The sequence below is a fragment of the Phycobacter sedimenti genome (assembly GCF_038148855.1).
GTDB lineage: Bacteria > Pseudomonadota > Alphaproteobacteria > Rhodobacterales > Rhodobacteraceae > Phycobacter > Phycobacter sedimenti.
Genome location: NZ_JBBVGR010000005.1, coordinates 172669 through 188420, shown reverse-complemented (window position 1 = coordinate 188420; position 15752 = coordinate 172669). Strand labels below are relative to the sequence as shown.

The window sequence follows — 15752 nt, the reverse complement described above, 5'->3', positions numbered from 1 at the left end:
CTTCCGATCAGATGGTCTGATCGTAATCTCCCACCAGGGGCTCGGTGCGGATCACCGCATCGATGTCGGCAAAGATCGCGCGCATTTCCGCTTCGCTTTCGCTGCTTTCGCAGACCACCACGAGGTTCGGCGTGTTCGAGGATGCGCGCACCAGCCCCCAGGAGCCATTGTCCAGGATCACGCGGGCACCATTGACCGTGACCACCTCTTTGATCGGGCGGCCTGCGACGGTCTCTCCGGCTTCGGCCTTGGCGACCAGTTTCTCCACCAGTCGCTCCAGAACGGTGTATTTTTCGGTATCGGCGCAATAGGGGGACATGGTCGGGGTTGACCAGGTCTTGGGCAGGGCCTTGCGCAGGTCCGACATTTTCATGTCCGGGTTGCGGTCCATCAGCTTGCAGATCTCGACAGCCACGCGCATGCCGCAGTCATAGCCACGTCCCACGGGCTCGGCCAGAAAGTAGTGGCCAGACTTTTCGAATCCGGCCAGCGCACCGATTTCCTTTACCCGCCGTTTCATGTGGCTGTGGCCGGTTTTCCAGTAGTCGGCAGTGACGCCGTTCTTCTGCAGCTCGGGATCCGATGCAAACAGCCCGGTGGATTTCACATCCGCCACGAAGGTTGCGTTGGGGTAGATCTTGCTGAGGTCACGGGCCATGATGACGCCCACCTTGTCGGCAAAGATTTCTTCTCCCTCGTCGTCCACCACGCCGCAGCGATCGCCATCGCCGTCAAACCCCAGCGCGAAATCCGCACCCGAGGCTTTGACGGTGTCCGACATGTCATGAAGCATTTCCATGGCTTCGGGGTTGGGGTTGTAGTTGGGGAAGGTGTAGTCCAGCTTATTGTGGCTGGGGACCACCTCGACACCGATCCGTTCGAACAGCTCAGGCCCAAAGGCCGACGCCGTTCCGTTGCCGGTGGCGCAGACCACCTTCAGCTTGCGGGTCATTTTGAAATCGCCCACCAGATCGTCAAGATAGGCTTCCTTGACGCCATCGACGAATTCATAAGAGCCACCCTCGCGGGCAACACCTTCGCCGTTCAGCACGATGTCGCGCAGCTCTGCCATCTCGTCGGGGCCATGGGTCAGCGGGCGGTCAAAGCCCATCTTGACCCCGGTCCAGCCGTTGGGGTTGTGGCTGGCGGTGACCATGGCCACGGCAGGCACATCCAGGTGGAACTGGGCAAAATACGCCATGGGAGAGACAGCCGGACCGATGTCCTTGACCTGGATCCCCGCCTGCATGAGGCCCAGGATCAGCGCCTGTTTGATCGCCAGAGAATAGTCGCGGTAGTCGTTTCCGACAGCAATGACCGGCTCGATCCCGCGCTTGTGCATCTGGGTGCCAAGACCCAGACCAAGCGCTGTCATGCCCGGCAGGTTGATTTCCTCGGGGTATTTCCAGCGGGCGTCATATTCGCGAAAACCGGTGGGCGTAATCATCGGATCGCGCAGAAAGGACCAGGTATTGGGCGTCACTGGAGAGATGGGTTTAGGCATAAAAGGTCCCTTTCGGGTTTTAAATCGTAATCGGGTTTGCTTTTGCCAGACGATCGAAGGCCATGAGCGTTTCAACCAGTTTTGGCATATCATCGAGGTAGATCATATTCGGCCCATCCGAGGGCGCGCGATCAGGATCTTCGTGAGTTTCAATAAAAACGGCAGAAATGCCCAATGAGACAGCAGCGCGGGCCATGACAGGGGCAAATTCACGCTTTCCACCGGATGATCCGCCCTGTCCACCCGGCTGTTGTACGGCGTGGGTTGCGTCCATGACAACGGGGTAGCCGGTCTGCGCCATGATTGGCAAAGACCGCATATCGGCCACGAGCGTGTTGTATCCGAAGGATGCGCCACGCTCGGTCAGCAGGATGTTCTCGTTGCCGGTGCTTTCGACCTTGGCGACCACATTGGCCATGTCCCAGGGCGCAAGGAATTGCCCCTTCTTGATGTTGACTGCCTTTCCGGTGCGTCCCGCCGCCAGCAGCATGTCTGTCTGACGGCAGAGAAACGCAGGGATCTGCAGGATGTCCACGGCCTCGGCGGCCACGGCGCATTGATCCTCGGTGTGAACGTCGGTCAGGACGGGGACATCGAATTCCCGGCGAATATCGCCGAGCACCTTCAGTCCCTCGTCTATGCCGAGGCCGCGCATGCCGGACAGCGAGGTTCGATTGGCTTTGTCGTATGAAGCCTTGAACACATACTGCGCCCCGGCGGCCTCACAGGCCTCTTTCATTCTTGCCGCAATCATGCGGGCATGATCGGCGGTTTCCAGCTGACAAGGGCCGGCAATCACTGTCAGCGGACAGTCATTGCCGATGGTCAACCCGGCGATGTCGATGTGTTTCATGGCTTTATGAAGATACCTGTTCCCGGAGAATGGATGCTGTGAGCGAACACATCAGGTAGATACCGGAAAAGATCAGGAAAGCCAAAATCGTATTTTCGAACTTGCGCGGATAGGAGGCTTCCTCGCTTGGCACAGGTTCGGAGGCGGTGGTCAGGTAACGCACTTGGCGGTTGGCCTCCATGCGGGTGGTTTCCACTTGCTGCAAGGCCGATTGCAGCATCAGATCGCGGGTCGCGAGGTCGGCCTGGGCCATCTGGATCTGGACGCTGAGGCTGGCAAGCGAGTTTTCGCCTGCCGAGGCATTTGTCATCCGGTCGTTCAGCCGCTGGATCAAGGCCTCCAGGCGGGCGATGTCAGCCTCGGCTCCGTCTACCTTGGCCCGGTTGGGGCGGGTGTTGTCCAGAAGGGCTGCCAGTTCCAGCTGTTTTTCCTGAAGCTGGACCTCGAAGGTCGAGATCTGCGAGCGTAGCGACATGATCACGCCCTCCGGGTCAAGCACGGCGCCCTTCTGCTGCAGGCGTACGAGTTGCTCTTGCGCTTCGCGGCGCTGTGTTTCGGCAAGGGCAAGGGCAGCTTCGGCTTCGCCCACCTGATCGGACCGCTTTTGTTCCGAAAGATGGTTCACCTTTTCCTGAGCATAGGTGATCAGGCGGCGCGAGAACTCTGCAGAGACCTCGGGGTCGGCTGCAGTCACCTCCATGCGGATCATGCCCTCGGTCGGATCATAGCCGATTTTGACGTTTCGCTGGTAGGTCTTGTAGGCTTCTTCGTTCGATGCATCGGGGTTCAAGCGCTGGATCGGATCGATCCAGTTCTGGGTGAAATGGGATTTGAACCCCACTTCTTGATCCAGTCGTAGCATCGCCTCTTTGGATTGCAGATAGCTTTGTACGGCGATCGAATCCTGACTGGTGGCAAACTGGGTTCCACTAAGCAATCCCCCCATGGCGCTGCCGCCGACGCTGTCGGCCTTTAGAACCAGAAACTCGGACTTGGCTGCGTACATCGGGGTTGCGATCTTGTAGAAATAGTAACCCGTAATCAGCGTGGGCAGCATGACGAAAAACGCGAGACGGGCCAGAAGAAGGCCAAGCTTGCGCCGACGTCTTCGGGCAAGATCGCGTTGAATTCCCTGGATTTCACGGTTCCGGCGCTCCGCCGGGCTCAATTCCGTCGATGGCAGAGACGTCTTGGCGGCCGGGACAGTCTGTGGCAGCTGGATTGCGCCGGGGGTCGGCGTGCCTTCTGGCCGGGCTGTGTTCTGCGGCACCACCAGTTCAAGCATGTTGGCACGTTTGAAAGGGTCGATGCCCTTGAGACGGAGCAGGCGCACGGCCTCGAAGTCGGAAGTCACAGGCAGATTGTGCTGCTGGGCTACCCGGCGCGCAAGGCGCAATTCTCGGCCTGTCAGCCCCTCGCGCCGGATGTCGTCGATATCGGTAGAGGCCTTCATTTCGCGGGCGCTGCTGACCTGTCCTGCGCGCAGTGTCTCTGCGGCGTCTTGGGCCGGTGGCTTTGAGTCTGCTGGCTTTGTGTCTGCCCGCGCGGAGTCGCTGGCGGACCGGGCACTGCTTCCGGGAACCGGCGTCTCCACCGGGCGCGCGGCAACGGCCTCGGCGCCTTGTCCGCCCGCGGCGCCGGTGCTTCGACGGATCCGGAACTTCTTAGCCTTGGGTTTGGTAGTCATAGAGCTGTTTCGCTTCTTCCAAGGTTTCAAACATGTGCAGGTGTCCGTCCATCAACACCGCTGCGGAGCGCGCGAATTTCTCCAGCGTCTTGGGCTGGTGAGACACGATGATGATTGTCGTGGTCTGCAGGCGTTCCTGCAGGATTTCACCGGCTTTGCGGTTGAACTCCACGTCGGTCGTGCTGGGCATGCCTTCGTCGATCAGATAGATGTCGAAGTCCAGAGCCAGCATCAAAGAAAAACTGAAGCGGGCGCGCATCCCCGAAGAGTAGGTGCCAATGGGCTGATCAAAATACTCACCCAGCCCGCAAAGCCAGCGGCAATAGGCTTCGACATAGTCCGGGTCCAGCCCATAGAGCTTGGCAATGTAGCGGCTGTTGTCCATCCCGGAAAGGCGGCTGATCACGCCGCCCATGAAACCAAGCGGGAATGAGATCTTGCAGCCGCGCCGGATCTCTCCTTCATCGGGTTTTTCCAGACCGGCCATCATGTTGATCAATGTCGTCTTGCCCGTCCCGTTGGGCGCCAGAATACCGACCGATTTGCCAATCTCTACCCGAAAGGAAACCCGGTCGAGGATCACCTTGTGCTGTTTGCCTGTCCAAAAGGACTTGCTGACATTTTCAAACTCAAGCATCGCGTCTTCCGGTCTTGCCTGTTCGTCCGCTCTCCGGCTCTGGTTGTCTTGCTGTCCCCCAATCCACCCGATCAACAGATGGCTTGGAAGGCGATCTCATTCTGATTGTATCCGTTCTGGATAGCTGAATAATATTAACGTCCTACGGGGGGAATCGGGCTTTGTTGTGTCAAAGTGTGAACCTTTTTTGAAAGGAAGTGTTAGCATTTTGCCGCGCTGCATCTTGGAAAACGAGACAAACGCCTGTGTTTCGTCATTGGCAGAGTACCCTGTAAGTATATGCTTTTTGTTGCCATTTGTGAAACAGTGACGGGGGAGCGGATGGAGACAGGGCAAGCCTTGGAACAGCAGATTGCCGAATGCCGCCTGTGCGCAGAGCGATTTGCCGGGACAGCGACCCGTCATTCTCCCCGGCCGGTGATTTGGTTTCGCCCCTCCGCGCGCATCCTGATTGCGGGTCAAGCACCGGGCGCCAGGGTTCACGAAAGCGGACGCCCCTTTACGGATGCGTCAGGGGACAGGCTGCGCGAATGGCTCGGTCTGAACGAGGCGCGATTCTATGATAAAGAGCAGGTTGCGATCGTTCCCATGGCCTTTTGTTTTCCGGGGTATGATGCAAAAAAGGCGGATCTGCCGCCGCCGCGGCTCTGCGCTCGTACCTGGCGGGCGCAGGTGATGCAGGCTTTACCGGAGATCGAGCTGACCATTCTTGTCGGCGGGCATGCCCAGAAGTACCACCTTGGCGGTTCGATGCGCGTCACGGACCGTGTCATGGGCTGGCGCGAACATGCGCCGCGGATCTTTCCCTTGCCTCATCCGTCGTGGCGCAATACCGCATGGCTGAAACGCCACGCGTGGTTTGAAACGGATCTGCTGCCTGCCTTGCAGGCGCGGGTCAAGGAGCTGATGAGATGACTTTGCCCACCCAACTGGATCAGGCCCATGCGCAGATGGAGGCGGATCCCGCATCGGATACGGCCCGCCTGCGGTTCTATGAACGGCTCTCGGATTGCGAGCTGTTCCTGATGCTGGAAAAGGAGGTCGAGGGCGACAGGTTGGAGCCTGCGCTGTTTGACACGCCGGAGGGGCGGTTTGTGCTCGTCTTTGACAGGGAAGAACGTCTGGCGGAGTTCGCGGGGCGTACTGTTCCGTATGCGGCTTTGTCCGGGCGGGGGATCGTGCAGATGCTGGCGGGTCAGGGGATTGGTCTTGGGGTCAACCTGGAGGTTGCGCCTTCGGCCATGCTGATTCCGCCCGAGGCTGTCATCTGGCTTCAGACGACGCTTGGCCATGCGCCGGACGAGGTGGAGGCAGAAGTCGAGAGTTTTCTTCCACCCAAGGGCCTGCCGGAGGCAGTTTTGACGGCTCTGGATGCCAAGCTTGCCACCGCGGCAGGTCTGGCGCATTCGGCTTACCTTGTGGCCGTGACCTACCAGGGTGGGGGCAGGGGGCATCTGTTGGGGATCATCGATGCCAAGGACGGCGCACGAGGCGCTCTGGCCAAGGCGGTCGGCGAAGCGCTGACCTTTTCCGGGATCGAAGCCGGGGCGCTGGATGTGGGGTTCTTTGCGCAGTCCGATCCGGCAGCGGCCAGTCTTGCCCGCGTCGGACTGCGGTTCGAACTGCCTCGGCCGCAGGAGGCTCAGGTGTATCAGCCATCCATGCCGGGAAGTGACCCCGATAAGCCGCCCCGCCTGAAGTAGTCGTCCGAGGTTTGTATCTGCCGGGCGGGCCAGGCGCCGCGCTTTGCGCGGCGCTGCGGGTGCGCTTGGTGGACTGAATTCCAGATACTGAGAAATGTGTCCGCCCGGGAAGTCCGCGCCGCAGCTGTGCTGCGGCGCCGGGCCCAAGGGCGTCAAGGCTCATGGCGGCCATCGGCCGGGCTGAGCCTGCGCGCGCGGGAGCGCAACGGCCCAAGATCACAGCCGAGGATCACGGCCCGCGATTGTGGGCCGCGATTGTGGCCTCAGGACTCTTCCGCTTCCAGCTTGTCCTGAGTGCGCGTTTCAAAGTCGCTGGCGGCATGGCGTTCGCGCAGCTGGGTATGCAACTCGCCAAAGGCGCGGTTGACCATGCGGCCGCGGCTGACGGCGGGGCGGGCGTCGATGGCCTTGGCCCAGCGCATCACATTCTTGTAGCTTTCCACGTCCAGGAACTCGGCAGCTTCATAGAGACGGCCCAGAACCAACTGGCCGTACCAGGGCCAGATCGCGATATCGGCGATGGTGTACTCATCCCCCGCAATGAAATCGTTGTCGGCCAGTTGACGGTCCAGGACATCGAGCTGACGCTTGGTCTCCATCGCGAAGCGGTCGATCGGATACTGCCATTTCTCGGGCGCATAGGCGTAGAAATGGCCGAACCCGCCCCCGAGGTAGGGTGCGCTGCCCATCTGCCAGAACAGCCAGTTCATCACCTCGGTGCGCGCGGGGCCCGAAGCCGGCAGGAACTCTGCGAACTTTTCGGCGAGGTGCACCAGGATCGAACCGGACTCGAAGACGCGCACGGGTTCATCGCCGCTGCGGTCCATCAGGGCCGGGATCTTGGAGTTGGGGTTGATGTCGACAAAGCCGGAACCAAACTGGTCGCCCTCGCCGATATTGATCAGCCAGGCGTCATATTCAGCGTCCGCGTGCCCCTTGGCCAGCAGTTCTTCGAACATCACGGTTACCTTGACGCCATTGGGTGTTGCCAGCGAATAGAGCTGAAACGGATGCTCGCCCACTGGAAGCTCCTTGTCGTGGGTCGCGCCCGAGATGGGGCGGTTGATGGAGGCAAAACGCCCGCCGCTCTCCTGGTCCCAAGTCCAGACTTTCGGCGGGGTGTAACTGGTGTCGCTCATTTGATTGGCCCTGTGTGTTTGGTGTCGGACCGCGATGGAGGCGGCCGGGTTCTGAATGCGTCTTCGCGCGGGATACTCTCGGAAAATTCCAATGACTGGAAGGTGGGGGCGCAATCTTTTTCGTGCAAGCGCGCAGGGAAGAGGCTGCACTCACGCAGGGACACAGCCGCGTGAGGGGCGCTTCGCACACCCTGCGATCAGGATATGATCGAAGGGTGTGCCGCGGGCGCAGCCTGCGCCAGAAGCCGGTAGTCATCGGAGAGGAAAGACCATGAAGAGCTTTGCACTGGGCGCCATCGCCGCTCTGATCCTTGCGAGCGCCGCATCGGCGGGAGAGCAATATATCGACAGGACCGGCTTTGCCGTATCAGGCTATGACGTTGTGGCCTATCGCAGCCTTCAACAGGCGCCGGTCGGAAAGTCCCAGCCTGCTGCGGTGCCGGGTCGTGCCGATATCACCGCCGAGTACAATGGCGCGCGCTTCGCTTTTGCCAGCACGGAAAACCGGGACCGGTTCCTGGCCAATCCGGCATTTTATGTCCCGCAATACGACGGGCATTGCGCCTATGGTGTTGCCAAGGGCGGAAAAGCTCCCGGCAATCCGAACCTGTGGCGGATCGTGGATGACAAACTGTATCTCAACGTGACCCGCAATGTGGCGGGCTTCTGGGAACAGGACATTTCTGGCAATCTGAACCGGGCCGAAGGCAACTGGCCGGGAATCGAGCAGCAAGCGGCCTCTGATCGTGTGATCCCCGGATTCACTTCTACTGCCCCAGCTGGCGACTAGGCAGGGTCGACCCGCGCGCATGGCGCAAGACAGGTGGACAGGGTCACCAAGGGCGCAAACAAAAACGCCATCCAAAGCCGAGCAGGCCGCTGATGCCCATGCGATGAAAAAGAAACGGCCCGGCACAAAAGGCCGGGCCAAAACCGTTTGGGGTGTTCCGCTTACCGTTTGCGGTCGCGGCGCGAGCTCATCGGTTGAAAGGCCACGCCCACATGCGCTTCGCAATAGGGTTTGCCTTGCTGAACGGGCAGACCGCAGAACCAGAAATCCTCGGTCGCGGGATCGCCCACGGGCCATTTGCAGGTGCGCTCGGTCAGTTCCATCAGCGACAGCTTCTTCGCCTTCTTCTCGACCTCGTTGACCTTGGCCAGCGCCTCGGGGCTGATTTCATTGGCCGAAGGCTGCGGCGGCAAGGGCTGACCGGCCGGGATGATCTGCTTGCGCGCAGGCATCGCGGATTTGGTCTCTGCCGAGGCGGCCGGGGCCGGGGTGGCCGGACGCGCAGGTTCCGTCTTGGGCTGCGGCTTGGGCTTTGGCGCCGGTTTCGGCGCTGCGGCTGCCGCAGGTTTTTCCTTGGGTTCGGCGGCCTTGGCGCCACCGGTCGCGCGGTTGGACAGACCAAGACGATGCACCTTGCCGATCACGGCATTGCGGGTCACCCCACCCAGTTCCTTGGCGATCTGGCTGGCCGACTGACCTTCGCCCCACATTTTCTTGAGCAGTTCGACGCGCTCGTCTGTCCAGGACATATGTTGCCTTTCCAAGCTGAAAGCGGCCCCATAATCCTGCGGCCGCCATCGAGTTCCGATACAAGCGCCTATTTTAGTCACTGACGCCCGAGTTACAAGGCGTCTTGCACCTTACGTCTCAAGAGCTATGCAAAGGGGGGCGGACGGATCTTTTCGGGCCGCAAATGGGCAAGGGCATAGAAGGAGCAAACCACATGAGCGAAACAAAAACCGCCTATCGTGTTGGTATGGGAGAGCGCCGCTTTGGCGCGGTCAACTGGCTGGGTCTGCAAACCCTGGCCGGGCGCGAGATCAAGCGCTTTACCGTGGTCTGGACCCAGACCCTGCTTGCCCCCCTGGTGACTGCGGCGCTGTTCCTGATGATCTTCAACATTGCCATAGGGCCAAAACGGGGCGACGTGATGGGCGTCCCCTTCCTGACTTTCCTGGCGCCGGGCATCATGATGATGACGGTCATCCAGAACGCCTTTGCCAATACCTCGTCCTCTATCGTGATTTCCAAGGTGCAGGGCAATATCGTGGACACGCTGATGCCGCCCCTGTCGGGACTGGAGTTGCTGCTTGGGTATCTCGCAGGCGCCATTGCGCGCGGTGTGATCGTGGCGCTCGCGATCGGGGTCGGGCTGATGCTGGTCTTGCAGATCGTGCCCGCGCATCCGCTGGTCGCACTGGTCTTCGTTATCCTTGGCGCAGCCTTCCTTGGCGGCCTGGGCATCGTTGCGGGCGTTTTTGCCGACAAGTTCGATCAGATGGCGGCCATCACCAACTTTATCGTCACACCCTTGGCGTTCCTGTCCGGCACCTTCTACTCGGTCTCCTCCATGCCGCCCGTGTTGCAGGCGATTTCTCATGCAAACCCGGTGTTCTATCTCATCGATGGGGTGCGTTATGGCGTGATCGGCACCTCTGACAGCCCCCCGCTGCTTGGGTTTGTGGTCTGCCTTGTGGCCACAACAGCGGTCTGTCTTCTGGCATGGGTCATGCTCCGCAAAGGTTATCGGCTGAAGGCCTGATCGCAAGTCAGGCTGTCCCGGCCTGCCGCCCTTCGCGCCAGGCCAGGAGGGCCGCACCGGCCAGGATGATGCCCGCGCCCAAAAGGGTGATGGCATCGGGCACTACGTCAAAGCCCAGAAAATCATAGAGCGCGGCAAAAATAAGCGTCGCATAGCTGAAGGGCGCCACAAAGGAGGCATCTCCGCGCGCCATACCATTGATGAAACAGGTCTGCGCGCAGGCCATCAGCCCGCCAAGCGTAGCCAGGGCGATCCATTGCTCGGCGGTTGGCATCTGCCAGACCGGCAGCACCGCAAGGCTTGCGATCACAACGCCCATCGAATTGTTGATCCAAAGGATCTGCAGCGGCGCCTCGCGCCCCGACAATTTCTTGATGAATATCAGCTCCATTCCCATCACCACGGCAGCGCCAAGCGCCAGCAGGGCGGCGGGCTGAAAGCTTTCGGGTGTGGGTCGCAGCAGGACCATGGCGCCAATCAGGGCAATCCCCGCCGCGCCCCAGCGCCAGGGACCGACCCTTTCACCGAGTAGCGGAATTGCCAGCAGCATGCAGAACACCGGGTTCAGGAAGGTGATCGCCGTCGCATCTGCCAGCGGAATATGGGCCACGGCAGCAAACATCAGCGTCACCCCGCCCCAGCCAAATGTGGTGCGCCCAACATGCAGGCCCCAGTGAGGGCGCTTCAGTTCTGGGCGCAGGGCGATCACCACCGAAGTGATTGCGATAAAAGCAAACAGGAACCGCCCGTGAGAGATCTGCAAGGGATGCAGCGCCGGACCCAGTGCATCGCTGCCCAGTGTCTTGGCCATCAGGGTCGTGCCCGCGATAAAGGCCGTGGCCAAAAGGATCAGCGCGGCGGCCAGCATCGGGTTCTGCGGTGTCGAATGGGTCATGTCGCAAGCGGTGCGCCCGTTGCTGCCAAAGTGCAAGAGCAAAAGCTGCGGCGCCCATCGAAGCGTCTCGATCGCGCAGGCAGGTCCAGGAATGTGGGCTGCGCCGCTTTGCGCATGCGGGCTGGTCAAAAGGGGTTTTCTTTTACTCAAAGCTTCCTTATGAAGCCATTCCATGATCAAACGTGCACATATCACACTGTCCCGACGCCGACGCTCTTTTGCGTAACCGGCCTCTTTGATCTTGCGTGCCCGAAAGAGGGCACAGACACCCCTCTACAGTATTGACCCTTCGGCCCGGCTATGCACAGCTTTGGCCTCCATGTTTGAAAAGGATGATCCTGATGATCCCGTCCGTTCTGCCGACTTACAATCGTGCTCCGCTTCAGTTCGTCAAAGGCGAAGGCGCCTGGCTGATCGAGGCCGATGGGCGACGCTTTCTGGATCTGGGCGCCGGGATCGCGGTCAATGCGCTGGGCCATGCCCATCCGGCCCTGGTTGAGGCGCTGACCACCCAGGCGCAGAACCTCTGGCATGTCTCCAACCTTTACCAGATCCCGCAGCAGCAGGCGCTGGCGGACAAGCTGGTGGCGCATACCTTTGCCGACACGGTCTTCTTCACCAATTCGGGCACCGAAAGCTGCGAACTGGCGGTGAAGATGGCGCGCAAGTATTTCTACGACAAGGGCCAGCCCGAGCGGGTCGAGATCATCACCTTCGAAGGCTCCTTCCACGGGCGGTCTTCGGCTGGCATCGCGGCCGCCGGATCCGAGAAGATGACCAAGGGGTTCGGACCGCTTCTGCCGGGCTTTGTCCATCTGCCCTGGAACGATCACGATGCGGTCGCCGCCGCCATCGATGAAAAGACCGCGGCGATCCTGATCGAGCCGGTGCAGGGTGAAGGCGGCATCCGCCCGCTCCCTGATGCCTGCCTGAAGGGGCTGCGCGACCTGTGTGATGAACACGGTATCCTCCTGATCCTGGATGAGGTCCAGTGCGGCGTCGGCCGTACCGGCAAGCTGTTTGCCCACGAATGGGCGGGGATCGAGCCGGACATCATGATGGTGGCCAAAGGGATCGGTGGTGGTTTCCCGCTGGGCGCGGTTCTTGCCACGGAAGAGGCCGCCAGTGGCATGACGGCAGGAACGCATGGCTCCACCTATGGCGGCAACCCGCTGGGCTGCGCCGTCGGATGCGCGGTGATGGATACCGTGGCCGATCCCGATTTCCTGGCCGAGGTCAACCGCAAGGCGGGCCTCTTGCGGCAGAAGCTGGAAGGGCTGGTCGCCAGCCATCCGGAGGTCTTCGAAGAGGTGCGCGGCTCGGGCCTGATGCTGGGCCTCAAATGCAAGGCCGCGAACCTGGATGTGGTCAAGGCCGGTTATGACAATGAAGTCATCACAGTGCCCGCCGCCGACAATGTTATCCGCCTGCTGCCGCCGCTGAACCTTACGGACGATGACATCGCCGAAGCCTGCACGCGTCTTGACAAGGCCGCTGCGCAGGTTGGCGCTGCCTGAGCAAATCTGGAATTCCAATGAGGAAGGCTGGGCTATGGACCGGCCTTCCAGACGACAAGAAGTGACATGACATGAACCATTTTCTCGACATCCACAAAACCGATGCCGATGCCCTGCGGGGCATTATCGATCATGCGGGCGCCATGAAGCAGGCGCGTCTGGGCCGCCCCAAGGGCGCACCCGATGACGAGCAGCCGTTGGCGGGCCGCATGGTTGCGCTGATCTTTGAAAAACCTTCGACCCGGACACGGGTTTCCTTTGACGTGGGTGTGCGCCAGATGGGCGGGGAGACCATGGTACTGTCGGGTAATGACATGCAGCTGGGTCATGGGGAGACCATTGCCGACACCGCCCGCGTGCTGTCGCGCTATGTGGACCTGATCATGATCCGGACCTTCGATGAATCGGTGCTGATCGAGATGGCCGAATATGCCGATGTGCCTGTGATCAACGGCCTGACGGACCGGACCCACCCCTGCCAGATCATGGCAGACATCCTCACCTACGAAGAGCACCGCGGCCCGATCAAGGGCAAGAAGGTGGTCTGGACCGGTGACGGCAACAATGTCTGTGCGTCCTTCCTGCATGCGGCGGCGCAGTTTGGCTTCGATCTGACCTTCACCGGTCCCGCGCAGCTGGACCCTGAGGATGAATTTGTGGGGCTGGCGCGCAAGGCGGGGTCGAAAGTGGTGATCGAACGCGATCCGGTGAAGGCCGTGGAAGGCGCCGACCTTGTGGTCGCCGACACCTGGGTCAGCATGCACGACAGCCAGTCCTCGAAAGAACGGCGCCACAACATGTTGCGCCCCTATCAGGTCAATGATGCGCTGATGGCCCACGCCAAGGAAGACGCCCTGTTCATGCACTGCCTGCCGGCCCACCGCGAGGAAGAGGTGACCTCCTCCGTGATGGATGGTCCGCAGTCGGTGATCTTTGACGAGGCCGAAAACCGCCTGCATGCACAGAAGGCTGTCATGCGCTGGTGCCTGGGCGTCTGATCCTCCTGACAGGCTCGAGAGGGCTTGATTGGCTCCGATTGAAAAAGAAAACCCCTCGCCGCGATGTGCTGCGAGGGGTTTTCTTTTCAGTACTGTCCTATGGGGTCAGCCGATGATGGTGGTCAGCACCCAGAAAGTCACGCCGGACAAAAGCGCGGCGGCGGGGACGGTGATCACCCAGGCGGCGATAATGGTCATGAAGTGGCTGCGGCGCACCAGCTTGCGGCGTCGGCGTTCCTCGGGCGCGATGCGCAGCTCTGCGGGGCGCTGCAGCGAGAATTTGCGCAACCGGTTCTCGGCATGCCACTCGCGGAAGAACCCGACGCCGAACACCGCGCCCACCGCGATATGGGTCGACGAAACCGGCAGGCCCAGCCAGCTGGCCACGATCACCGTGATAGCGGCGGACAAGGACACGCAGTAGGCGCGCATCGGGTTCAGCTTGGTGATCTGGCTGCCCACCATGCGGATCAGCTTGGGGCCAAACAGGAACAGGCCGAAGGAAATGCCGAAGGCGCCGATCACCATCACCCAGGTCGGGATTGCCACTTTGGCGGCAAAATCTCCGAACTCGGATGCATGAACGATGGCTGCAAGGGGGCCAACCGCATTGGCCACGTCGTTGGCGCCATGGGCAAAGGACAGAAGCGCCGCCGAGATCACCAGCGGGATACGGAACAGGATCTTGAGGGATTTGTTGCGGTTCTCAAGGCCGACGGATTGGCGCGCAATCAGCGGGCGTGTGATCAGCCAGCTTGAAAGGCCCAAGGCCAGGCCAATCAGAAGGGCGGTTTGGAGGTCGATCTTGATGATCCTCTTGAGCCCCTTCAGCGCCAGATAAGAGGCAAAGGCACCGGCCATGATGCCAACCAGGATCGGAACCCATTTCCGGGCAGCGGCGATCTTGTCTTCCTGATAAATCACCTTGGCCTTGATGACCGCAAGGAACAGCGCCGCAATGATCCCGCCCAGCACAGGTGAGATGACCCAGCTGGCGGCGATCTTGCTCATGGTGGTCCAGTTGACCGCCGACAGGCCTGCCGCCGCGATGCCCGCGCCCATGACGCCGCCCACCACCGAATGGGTGGTCGAAACCGGCGCGCCGATCCAGGTCGCCAGGTTCACCCAAAGCGCCGAAGACACCAGCGCCGCCATCATCGCCCAGATAAAGACATTTGTGGTGGCAACCGCCTGCGGATCGATGATCCCCTTGGAGATGGTCGAAACCACATCGCCCCCGGCCAGCAGTGCACCGGCGCTTTCGGCGATGGCAGCGATCACGATGGCGCCGCCCATGGTCAGCGCGTTCGCACCCACCGCCGGCCCCATGTTGTTGGCTACATCGTTGGCGCCGATGTTGAGCGCCATGTAGGCCCCGAAGACGGCTGCGGCGATGACGACGAAATTGACCGGTGCGCTGCCAAGGAAGACAGCGGCAGCAGCGCCTGCAAGCACGATGAAGGCCAGGGCGATGCCGGGGCCGACAAGGGGGCGAGAAACGTAGGCCGTTGCCAGCTCCAGCTGCGAGATCCGGTTCAGGTCCCGGTCCAGCGTCTCCCAGTGCTTGCTGTCGATCTTTTCGCCGTGATTGTCGCCCATGCCGTTCGTCCCCATGCCATGAATGGGCACTGCGGTAGCCCTGCGCCCGCGCTGGCGCAAGGGTGGCGTCACAAAATATTTACAAAGCTGTTACAATTGCCGCAGCAGATCCTGCAACTCCGGCTCGCGGACGAGGTTTGCGGCTTTCCTGGCCGGCATCCAAACCCGTTTGCGCTGATGAGCCTCGGGGTACTCGTCCTTCATTCGCTTGACTTCGGCAACATAAACCAGCGTTTCAACCGGTTCGCTGACGCCATTGTTGCGTTCTTTCGAATAGGCATACGTGCCAAGCGGCGCCTGTTCGATGCGGGCATCTGCCACCCCGGCTTCTTCCCAGGCTTCCTGCAAGGCGGATTCAGGGCCGTTCTTGCCGCGGATCGGCCAGCCCTTGGGAATAATCCAGCGCCCGGTGCCACGGCTGGTGATCATCAGGACATCGGTGCCGGAGCCGGTCTTGCGGCAGCAAAGCGCTGCCACCTGCACCCGTTTGGGCCGGAAGATCATGGGGCGAAGGAACTCTTCCCATGCCTGTGAAAGGAGCGATGTCATGCCTGAACTGCTTTCGGTGGTCTTTTTGGTTTTCTGTGCTCGTGCCGTCTGACCCGTTGAGGGGCCCTGTTAGCGCTCCAATGTATGTGGAACATATGCGTTTTTCAATCCCAGCTTGA

Annotated in this window: 15 protein-coding genes; 6 read left to right on the top strand and 9 right to left on the bottom strand. The window is 61.0% G+C overall.

The window, feature by feature from the left end:
- Nucleotides 1-7: 7 nt before the first annotated feature.
- The 4 genes from AADA15_RS10660 to AADA15_RS10645 are packed head-to-tail and all read right to left on the bottom strand — an operon-like array spanning nt 8 to nt 4681.
- Entirely contained in the window at nt 8-1504 is a 1497-nt protein-coding gene (locus tag AADA15_RS10660) for a phosphomannomutase/phosphoglucomutase (protein WP_341641540.1), read from the bottom strand.
- Between the two features lie 19 nt (nt 1505-1523).
- The gene (kdsA, locus tag AADA15_RS10655; RefSeq protein ID WP_341641539.1) at nt 1524-2357 is read right to left on the bottom strand and encodes a 3-deoxy-8-phosphooctulonate synthase; all 834 of its coding nucleotides are present in this window, start codon (nt 2355-2357) and stop codon (nt 1524-1526) included.
- A 4-nt stretch (nt 2358-2361) separates the two neighbouring features.
- A complete protein-coding gene (locus tag AADA15_RS10650) occupies nt 2362-4044 on the bottom strand; it encodes a KpsE/RkpR family capsule polysaccharide export protein (RefSeq protein ID WP_341641538.1) in 1683 nt (560 codons plus the stop codon).
- On the bottom strand, nt 4022-4681 hold the full coding sequence (locus tag AADA15_RS10645) for an ABC transporter ATP-binding protein (protein ID WP_341641537.1): 660 nt from the start codon (nt 4679-4681) through the stop codon (nt 4022-4024). The genes AADA15_RS10650 and AADA15_RS10645 overlap by 23 nt, the downstream gene beginning before the upstream one ends.
- 321 nt (nt 4682-5002) lie before the next feature.
- Between AADA15_RS10645 and AADA15_RS10640 the strand changes: the two genes are divergently transcribed.
- Both AADA15_RS10640 and AADA15_RS10635 read left to right on the top strand, forming a co-directional pair.
- Entirely contained in the window at nt 5003-5596 is a 594-nt protein-coding gene (locus AADA15_RS10640; RefSeq protein WP_341641536.1) for a uracil-DNA glycosylase family protein, read from the top strand.
- Nucleotides 5593-6384: an SseB family protein gene (locus tag AADA15_RS10635; protein WP_341641535.1), complete on the top strand. Its 792-nt coding sequence runs from the start codon at nt 5593-5595 to the stop codon at nt 6382-6384. Before AADA15_RS10640 ends, AADA15_RS10635 begins: the two co-directional genes overlap by 4 nt.
- Before the next feature lie 263 nt (nt 6385-6647).
- On the opposite strand, the gene yghU is transcribed toward AADA15_RS10635, so the two are convergent.
- Nucleotides 6648-7523 (bottom strand): glutathione-dependent disulfide-bond oxidoreductase, encoded by an 876-nt coding sequence (yghU, locus tag AADA15_RS10630; RefSeq protein WP_341641534.1) that lies wholly within the window; start codon nt 7521-7523, stop codon nt 6648-6650.
- A 271-nt stretch (nt 7524-7794) separates the two neighbouring features.
- Between yghU and AADA15_RS10625 the strand changes: the two genes are divergently transcribed.
- On the top strand, nt 7795-8313 hold the full coding sequence (locus AADA15_RS10625; protein ID WP_341641533.1) for a YHS domain-containing (seleno)protein: 519 nt from the start codon (nt 7795-7797) through the stop codon (nt 8311-8313).
- Between the two features lie 161 nt (nt 8314-8474).
- On the opposite strand, the gene AADA15_RS10620 is transcribed toward AADA15_RS10625, so the two are convergent.
- A complete protein-coding gene (locus AADA15_RS10620) occupies nt 8475-9062 on the bottom strand; it encodes a GcrA family cell cycle regulator (RefSeq protein ID WP_341641532.1) in 588 nt (195 codons plus the stop codon).
- 194 nt (nt 9063-9256) lie between these two features.
- Here AADA15_RS10620 and AADA15_RS10615 point away from each other — a divergent pair, with 194 nt between their 5' ends.
- Nucleotides 9257-10075: an ABC transporter permease gene (locus AADA15_RS10615; protein ID WP_341641531.1), complete on the top strand. Its 819-nt coding sequence runs from the start codon at nt 9257-9259 to the stop codon at nt 10073-10075.
- 7 nt (nt 10076-10082) lie between these two features.
- Here AADA15_RS10615 and AADA15_RS10610 read toward each other — a convergent pair whose 3' ends face one another.
- Complete coding sequence (locus AADA15_RS10610) at nt 10083-10970, bottom strand: DMT family transporter (protein ID WP_341641678.1); 888 nt, start codon at nt 10968-10970, stop codon at nt 10083-10085.
- 341 nt (nt 10971-11311) lie between these two features.
- Between AADA15_RS10610 and AADA15_RS10605 the strand changes: the two genes are divergently transcribed.
- Both AADA15_RS10605 and argF read left to right on the top strand, forming a co-directional pair.
- A complete protein-coding gene (locus AADA15_RS10605; RefSeq protein ID WP_341641530.1) occupies nt 11312-12487 on the top strand; it encodes an aspartate aminotransferase family protein in 1176 nt (391 codons plus the stop codon).
- A gap of 71 nt (nt 12488-12558) precedes the next feature.
- On the top strand, nt 12559-13485 hold the full coding sequence (gene argF / locus AADA15_RS10600) for an ornithine carbamoyltransferase (RefSeq protein ID WP_341641529.1): 927 nt from the start codon (nt 12559-12561) through the stop codon (nt 13483-13485).
- Between the two features lie 105 nt (nt 13486-13590).
- On the opposite strand, the gene AADA15_RS10595 is transcribed toward argF, so the two are convergent.
- Together AADA15_RS10595 and AADA15_RS10590 are read right to left on the bottom strand one after the other, a co-directional pair.
- Nucleotides 13591-15084, bottom strand: coding sequence for an inorganic phosphate transporter (locus AADA15_RS10595; protein WP_341641528.1), 1494 nt, complete (start codon nt 15082-15084; stop codon nt 13591-13593).
- A 90-nt stretch (nt 15085-15174) separates the two neighbouring features.
- Nucleotides 15175-15633 carry an NUDIX hydrolase gene (locus tag AADA15_RS10590; RefSeq protein ID WP_341641527.1) on the bottom strand — a complete coding sequence of 153 codons (459 nt, stop codon included), beginning with the start codon at nt 15631-15633 and terminating at the stop codon, nt 15175-15177.
- Nucleotides 15634-15752: the final 119 nt, after the last annotated feature.

Excerpts from the sequence above, each read along its gene's own strand:
- AADA15_RS10660 (WP_341641540.1), bottom strand. The coding sequence starts at position 1,504 with ATGCCTAAACCCATCTCTCCAGTGACGCCCAATACCTGGTCCTTTCTG.
- kdsA (WP_341641539.1), bottom strand. The coding sequence starts at position 2,357 with ATGAAACACATCGACATCGCCGGGTTGACCATCGGCAATGACTGTCCG.
- AADA15_RS10650 (WP_341641538.1), bottom strand. The coding sequence starts at position 4,044 with ATGACTACCAAACCCAAGGCTAAGAAGTTCCGGATCCGTCGAAGCACC.
- AADA15_RS10645 (WP_341641537.1), bottom strand. The coding sequence starts at position 4,681 with ATGCTTGAGTTTGAAAATGTCAGCAAGTCCTTTTGGACAGGCAAACAG.
- AADA15_RS10640 (WP_341641536.1), top strand. The coding sequence starts at position 5,003 with ATGGAGACAGGGCAAGCCTTGGAACAGCAGATTGCCGAATGCCGCCTG.
- AADA15_RS10635 (WP_341641535.1), top strand. The coding sequence starts at position 5,593 with ATGACTTTGCCCACCCAACTGGATCAGGCCCATGCGCAGATGGAGGCG.
- yghU (WP_341641534.1), bottom strand. The coding sequence starts at position 7,523 with ATGAGCGACACCAGTTACACCCCGCCGAAAGTCTGGACTTGGGACCAG.
- AADA15_RS10625 (WP_341641533.1), top strand. The coding sequence starts at position 7,795 with ATGAAGAGCTTTGCACTGGGCGCCATCGCCGCTCTGATCCTTGCGAGC.
- AADA15_RS10620 (WP_341641532.1), bottom strand. The coding sequence starts at position 9,062 with ATGTCCTGGACAGACGAGCGCGTCGAACTGCTCAAGAAAATGTGGGGC.
- AADA15_RS10615 (WP_341641531.1), top strand. The coding sequence starts at position 9,257 with ATGAGCGAAACAAAAACCGCCTATCGTGTTGGTATGGGAGAGCGCCGC.
- AADA15_RS10610 (WP_341641678.1), bottom strand. The coding sequence starts at position 10,970 with ATGACCCATTCGACACCGCAGAACCCGATGCTGGCCGCCGCGCTGATC.
- AADA15_RS10605 (WP_341641530.1), top strand. The coding sequence starts at position 11,312 with ATGATCCCGTCCGTTCTGCCGACTTACAATCGTGCTCCGCTTCAGTTC.
- argF (WP_341641529.1), top strand. The coding sequence starts at position 12,559 with ATGAACCATTTTCTCGACATCCACAAAACCGATGCCGATGCCCTGCGG.
- AADA15_RS10595 (WP_341641528.1), bottom strand. The coding sequence starts at position 15,084 with ATGGGCGACAATCACGGCGAAAAGATCGACAGCAAGCACTGGGAGACG.
- AADA15_RS10590 (WP_341641527.1), bottom strand. The coding sequence starts at position 15,633 with ATGACATCGCTCCTTTCACAGGCATGGGAAGAGTTCCTTCGCCCCATG.